At 53.3% G+C, this 6,949-nt stretch carries 6 protein-coding genes; all 6 read left to right on the top strand.

Translation table 11 applies throughout. The features are described 5' to 3' along the window. The first annotated feature begins 21 nt into the window (after positions 1-21). Positions 22-1,227 carry a M20 family metallopeptidase gene (locus ACFQ0N_RS32745; RefSeq protein WP_379334322.1) on the top strand — a complete coding sequence of 402 codons (1,206 nt, stop codon included), beginning with the start codon at positions 22-24 and terminating at the stop codon, positions 1,225-1,227. A gap of 5 nt (positions 1,228-1,232) precedes the next feature. Continuing rightward, entirely contained in the window at positions 1,233-2,042 is an 810-nt protein-coding gene (locus tag ACFQ0N_RS32750) for a creatininase family protein (RefSeq protein ID WP_379334330.1), read from the top strand. After that, complete coding sequence (gene thrC, locus ACFQ0N_RS32755; RefSeq protein ID WP_379334323.1) at positions 2,039-3,241, top strand: threonine synthase; 1,203 nt, start codon at positions 2,039-2,041, stop codon at positions 3,239-3,241. Before ACFQ0N_RS32750 ends, thrC begins: the two co-directional genes overlap by 4 nt. Before the next feature lie 51 nt (positions 3,242-3,292). Next, entirely contained in the window at positions 3,293-4,315 is a 1,023-nt protein-coding gene (locus ACFQ0N_RS32760) for a Gfo/Idh/MocA family protein (RefSeq protein ID WP_379334324.1), read from the top strand. Positions 4,316-4,339: 24 nt separating this feature from the next. Further along, complete coding sequence (locus ACFQ0N_RS32765) at positions 4,340-5,503, top strand: pyridoxal phosphate-dependent aminotransferase (protein ID WP_379334325.1); 1,164 nt, start codon at positions 4,340-4,342, stop codon at positions 5,501-5,503. A gap of 254 nt (positions 5,504-5,757) precedes the next feature. Then, positions 5,758-6,726, top strand: coding sequence for a Gfo/Idh/MocA family protein (locus tag ACFQ0N_RS32770; RefSeq protein WP_379334326.1), 969 nt, complete (start codon positions 5,758-5,760; stop codon positions 6,724-6,726). The last annotated feature ends 223 nt before the right edge of the window (positions 6,727-6,949 follow it).

The following is a 6,949-nucleotide window of genomic DNA, read 5'->3' on the forward strand; positions in this document are numbered from 1 at the left end:
AAGAGAGGAAGCGAACAAAGGATGGACAAGTGGATGAACGAACCCGGCCTGATCGGCTTTGAATCTTTTTTTGACGAGGGAGAGCTGCTTCAGATTGCATGCAGTCTCATACGCATCAATACCGAAAATCCCCCAGGCGGAGAAGAAGCGGCGGCCCTTTATATTCAGAGCGTTCTCAAGGACAACGGCATTGATTCGGAATTGTCCTTGGCCGCTCCCGGCCGTGCCAACTTAACGGCCATTCTGGAAGGCAGGCTTCCAGGTCCGACGCTGGTTTACAATGGCCACCTGGACGTTGTGCCTGCCGGGGACCGCTGGACGAAAGAACCGTTTGCCGGGGTCGTCGAGAATGGAAGATTATATGGAAGAGGAGCGTCCGATATGAAGTCGGGCGTCTCCGCAATGCTGTATGCTGCCATTATATTAAAGCGGTTAGGCAATCCTTTCGCAGGGAAGCTCATCTTATTTTTCAATGCGGATGAAGAAGTCGGCAATTTGGGTATGAAGCATTTTATGAAGGCCCCGTTTATGGCTGATTATGCGGTATTCAGCGAACCGAGCGATCTGGATGTATGCGTCTGTCATAAAGGGGATGCCCGAATTCGGATTACGACATCCGGTACTTCCGGGCATACGGCTGTCGTTGAGCATCCTGATAACGCCATTATGAAAATGATCAAGCTTGTCCAGGCGCTTGAAGGGCTGGGACGCGAAATCGGCACCCGGAAGCACGCAATGCTCGGGGCCGCCTCGTTGACCGTCTCGAAATTCAATGGCGGCAGCGCTCCGAATATGGTGCCGAATCGGGCCGTCGTTGAAATTGATCGCCGAGTAATGCCAGGGGAACGTGAGGAAGATGTGTTTGCGGAGATCGAACGGACATTGAGCGAGGTTGCACGGCGCGAGGGCTTCGATTACCAATTCGATCCTTATTTGTATGTGCCGCCGCATGAAATTGCTGCCAATCATCCGCTGACACAAGCGGCGCTTCGCATTTCAGCGGAGACGACCGGCCTGGGGAAAAAGGCGAAGCCTTTCGCCGCATCAGCCGAATGCCCGTTTTTCTCCGAACGTCTTGGCGTGCCGACATTGATACTGGGTCCCGGAAGTTTGCTGGAAGCTCACACAGCCAATGAATCCGTCGATATTCGGGAACTGACGGATGCCGCCAAAGTATTTGTGCGGCTGGCCTGCGAAATGCTGCAAGAAGGGGGGATTTCATCGTGAGCAACATGAGTGTGCTATGGAGCGATTACACGACAGAAGAACTTCAGCGAATCATTTTGCAGGACAATCCGGTCGTCATTGTACCGGTTGGGGCGACGGAGCAGCATGGTCCGCATTTGGCTGTCAATACGGATACGGATATTGGCGAGCAGCTTGCCCGCAAGGTTGCGCAGCATGCACCGGTTCAAACACTTGTTCTCCCCTCGGTGTGGGCCGGTTTTTCTCCGCATCATATGGGTTTTACAGGAACGATTACGTTGCGGCAGTCTACGTTGACCGCTGTTTTGCTCGATATTGCCGAAAGTCTGATTAGGCATGGCGTCCGCAAGATTTTGCTGTTGAATAGTCATGGCGGCAACGCTGCGCTTATGAAAACCGTTACCGATGAAATAGGAATCAGGCACGGGGTGTATCCCGTTAGCGTCACTTATTGGCACTTGATTTCCGATTTGATTCCGCAAATCCGCAGGTCGGAGGCAGGCGGGATGGCGCATGCCTGCGAGTTGGAGACGTCGCTAAAGATGATCTTTACGCCAGAAGATATCCGGCCTGAGTTAATTTCCGATGTTATGATCGAGGCAAATGAATTTTATGGTGTTGATATGTTTGCCGCCAATAAAATTGGCATTTACCGGCCGTTTGAGTACTGGTCGCGAACCGGGCAGATCGGCGCTCCTTCTCTGGCCTCGCGCGAGACGGGCGAACGTATTTTGGCCGCCTTATTGAAAAAGTTTGCCGAGTTGTACCGGATTGTCTGGTCAGATGAGGAGGATCAGGCGAAAACGCTGATTTCGAAGGGAGAGAGCGTCGGATGATGACAGGATTGCAGTGTATCTCTTGCGGAGCCTCTTACCCGGTATTACCGCTGTACAATTGCGAAGGGTGCGGCGGAATTTTGGACGTTGTCTACGATTATGAACGCATTGCGGACAAATGGCGACGTGAAGGAGAAAACACCGACGATTTGCTTCCGCTGCCTTTTGCAAAGCGGGTGACATTAGGAGAAGGCAACACACCGCTGCTAAAAGCCGACAGGCTGGCCCGCCGGCTAGGCATTGAAGAGCTTTATTTAAAGTGCGAATTTGCCAATCCGACAGGCTCATTCAAGGACCGGCCCGTTTCGATCGGCGTATCGATGGCGATTGCGTTCGAATGCGCACAAATTATTGTTGCCTCGAGCGGCAATGGCGCCGCTGCCACTTCGGCTTATGCAGCGAGGGCCGGGCTGGACGCGGTCATTTTGGTGCCGGAAGCGACGCCCTCAGAAAAAGTGAAACAGTCCGTTGCATACGGGGGCAAGGTAATCAGAGTGGAAGGACCATACAGCAATTCTTTTGCCCTGGCAAAAGAAGTTGGCGAGCAGTTCGGCATGTTTAACGTTACTTCTACCTTTATTAACCCTTATACCATGGAAGGGGATAAAAATGTAGCTTATGAAATGTACCGGCAGTTGGACGGACGCGTTCCCGATTGGGTATATGTGCCGATCGGGGCTGGGCCGCTGCTGGTCGGAATCGATAAAGGTTACCGCGAGCTGATGAAGCTGGGAAAAACAGCGCATTTGCCAAGAATGGCCGGGATTCAGGCAGAAGGCTGCAGTCCAATCGCGCGCGCATATCGGGAAGGCCGGGAGCGGGTTGAGTCTGATCCAAGCCCCGCAACGATAGCAGGGGGGATAAATGACGGACTGCATGGCTACGCCCAGGACGGCACCTATACACTGGAGGCGATTCGCCGCTCCGGCGGCTATGCGAATGCCGTGCCGGATGAGGCTATACGCGAGGCGCAGAGCTGGCTGGCCAAGGATGAAGGATTGTTTGTCGAGCCTTCATCTGCAGTCTCTATTGCCGAGCTGAAAATGAGCGTTGAAGCAGGACGGGTCGAGCCCTCCTCCGCCGTTACTGTAATTTTGACCGGTCACGGACTCAAGGATATGGGAAGTATTCGTTCTGATTATGAAGCGCCGCTAATCCCAAAACAGGCGAATGCGCTGGTTGAGCTGCTGCAAAGCTAGTCCCGGGGATAAGTAATGCGGGGCATTCAAGGAAAGGAAGTGCGTGCAAGCATGAGAGTTGGGATTGTCGGAGTCGGCAGATTTGGCAGGCTGCATCTGAACGTATTAAAGCAAATCCCCGGCTGTGAGGTGGTTGCGGTCGCAGATATTGACGAGGCGCTGGTTAACGAGGTCGCGGCCAAATTCGATATCGGGCTCGCGTTCGGCGATCCAAAACAGCTAATCTGCTCAGATGAGATTGATGCCGTGGACATTGTCTCTGATGAAAGTACCCATGGTCCTTTGGCAATATTGGCGCTGCAGCATGGCAAACACGTTTTTATCGAGAAGCCGATTGCTACATCGTTTGCCGAGGCGCAGGAGATTGAACGGCTGGCTCATGAACGGAAGCGGGTTGTCATGGTCGGCAATATTAGCCGTTTTGGGCTGCCGTATCATTATATTCACAAATATATTCAATCAGGAGCTTTGGGAGCGGTCGGACATATACGGGCCAAGCGGGATTTCAGCCGGGAATGGTTTGAACATTTTGGCAAGCGGGTTCATCCTGTATACGAGTCCGGCATTCACGATCTCGATCTCATTTTATGGTATGTAAACAGCCGCTGTACAGAAGTGTACGCCCTGGAGCGCAGACTGAGCGGCAATGTTTATCCCGATTTGTTCACAGCATTGCTTACGTTCGAGAATGGAATCATCGCCACGCTGTCCTCCGCATGGCTTGTTCCGCGGCAAGCTCCGCAAAATCTGGTGCAATCGCTGGAGCTTGGCGGTACGATCGATGCCCATATCGAGATTGTCGGTTCGAAGAGTTCGGCAAAGTTCGATACTTTGAATACCGGGCTGACAGTGTCGACCGATTCGGGCTACCTCATGCCGGACTACATCTTATGGCCGGATGAACAGGAGGAAACAGGCGGTGCCATCCGGGCGGAACTGCGGCACTTCATCCGGCAAGCCGAGCGGAATGAGCCGTCGCCTATTGCGCCGCTGTCCCATGCGGTCGAATCTTTGCGAATTGCCGATGCGATTGTCCGCTCCGCGGGCGAAGGAGCACCGGTTCGTTTAGAGTAGCTATGGGGAAGAGGGAGTGGGAGGATGAGAGGGATACCTTCTGTTCACAGAGAGCGGATGAGGCCCAATAGTGTCCGGAAAATGATGATTGAAGCCGCACAGTATCCGGATGTGATTGAACTGCAAATCGGTGAACCGGATAATGCTACGCCTGCTTTTATCGTCGAGGCTGCCAAGCTGGCGCTTGACCAAGGTTTCACGCATTATACAGCCAATGCGGGATTGCCCGGTTTGCGGATCGCGGTCGCTGAACGGATGAAGCGCAAGTATGGGCTCGCGGTAAGCCCGGATCGTGTCATCGTCACTGCAGGCGGGGTAAGCGCTTTGCATATTGCTTTGTTGGCGCTAGTGGATGCGGGCGAAGAAGTGCTCATTCCCGACCCGGGATATCCCAATTATGAAGGCCTTGTTTATATGCAAAATGCCGCGCCGATTTATTATCCGGCGCATGCCAGCCATAAGTTTCTGCCGGATATTGGCGAACTGGAGAAGCGGGTGTCAGCTTTGACCAAAGCGATCATCGTCAACTCGCCCAACAACCCGACAGGCGCCGTTTATCCGGAGGAAACGTGGAAAAAATTGCTTGAATTTGCCGAGCGTCATCATTTATATGTCATTTCGGATGAAATCTATGACGAACTGGTATATGAAGGGAAAACATATTGTCCATTAGCCGTCCGGCAAGATATGTCAGACCGGATTATCAGCATCAATGGCTTCTCCAAAGGGTATGCGATGACCGGCTGGCGATTGGCCTACATGGTTGTACCGGAAAGCCTCGTCGGCCTTATGTGCAAGCTGCAGGAGCCAACGACTACTTGCGCGGCCGCGTTTACGCAGAAAGCTGGCGTAGCCGCATTGAACGCCGGCGACGGTTATATCGCGGATGCGCTCGCCAAGTATAGGAGCCAGCGCGATTCGGTGTGCAGGATGCTGGACCGTTATGGCATCCGTTATTACCGTCCACAAGGGGCGCTTTATGTCTGGGCCGATATTGCGGATACAGGGCTGACTTCGGAGCAATTCGCCTTGCAGCTGTTGCATACCGAGCGGGTTATTGTGGCGCCGGGAGACGGGTTCGGGCCGGGCGGCAGCGGCTGTATCCGCATCTGCTTTGCCGGAAACGCAGAACGGTTGCGCGAAGGTTTGCAGCGCATAGGGAAGTTCTATACACATATAAGCAGCTAGCAAGACCATCCCCTGGTACTCGTCATTTCGACGGGATCAGGGGATTTGTCGTTGGGCCTGCAGAATAGATGGGTCCAGAGAGAAGGCAGAGGTTACCGCCAAGACTGTCCGGGCCGTACGGATGACTGAGCTGGCGAGGTTTCAGCAAGGCAATGGCACACTTCCGATATTGAAAAAGATGTAGCATCCTTTCCCAGAACGTGCTATTTTGATGGTAGTACAATTAACCTGCCAACGATTGGGAGTGGATGATTGTGAATCAATTGAAAATCGGATTTATAGGCAGCGGCGGCATCGCCGCTGGACATGGACGCCAGCTGCTCGCAGTGGAAAGTGTAGAAATTGCCGCCATCGCCGATCCAAGCCATGACAATGCCGCCAAATTTATGGAGCAAGCCGGCTTGACGCAGTACCGTCCGCTAGTCTTTCCAACGCATCAGGAGATGCTGCGAGCAGGAGGTCTTGACGCTGTCGTCATATGCTCGCCGCATACGCTTCACTTTGGCCAGGCGGCGGACGCGCTCAATAGCGGATGCCATGTGCTGGTTGAAAAGCCGATGACCTGTTCGGCTCGGGAAGCGGAGCAATTGATTGGCCTTGCCAAGGAGAAGGGCAAGGTGCTGCAGGTATCGTTCCAGCGCCATTGTCAGCCGGAGTTTATTTTTATTCGCGAAGCGATCGCCGGCGGTGTGATCGGCAAGCTGTCATCCGTTACAGCAACGCTATATCAGGATTGGCAGCGGTCGCAGACAGGAACGTGGCGGCAAGTTGCTTCGTTATCCGGCGGCGGCATGTTGATGGATTCCGGCAGCCATATTATCGATATGCTGCTCTGGACGACAGGGCTGACCCCTGTGGAAGTGAAGTCGACCTTGAGCACGAACGGAGCTCCTGTTGAAATCGACTCCTTTACAAGTATTCGCTTTGCTGAAGGAGCGATCGGCGGCCTGAATATTATCGGTCACGTTCCCGGCTTTAATGAAACCTATGCATTTTGCGGGGATAGAGGAGTCATCTATTTCAATAACGGTACGATTAAAATTGAGACTTATGAGAGCGGCGAGCTGCCGGTGCAGCTGCCGGAGCAAGCTACGAACCCGGACCGCAGCTTTATCGAAGCGATTCGCGGCGAGCGCGAGGTGCTTGTATCGGGCGAGTATGCGCTGAAGGTCATTCGGCTGACCGAGGCAATCTATGAATCGGCGGGCTATAAGCTGCTTTAATACATGTAAGGGCAAGACTGGGCGGGTAAGCAGTATAACGCTGGTCTTGCTTTTTTTTTGGCCCGTGCGCTGGGGCACGCACTATGTTGCACAGAATACAGGCCTGTTGATTATCCAATATTTAGGGTCGCATTTTCAAGAAACTGGTAAGCAAAACTAGCCATTCCGATGGTAATTTGTCCAGCTCAAATAACCGATCAAATTCGGCAAAAGTTAACTTCGC

The sequence above is a fragment of the Paenibacillus sp. GCM10027626 genome (assembly GCF_042676285.1).
Classification (GTDB): Bacteria; Bacillota; Bacilli; order Paenibacillales; family Paenibacillaceae; genus Paenibacillus_Z.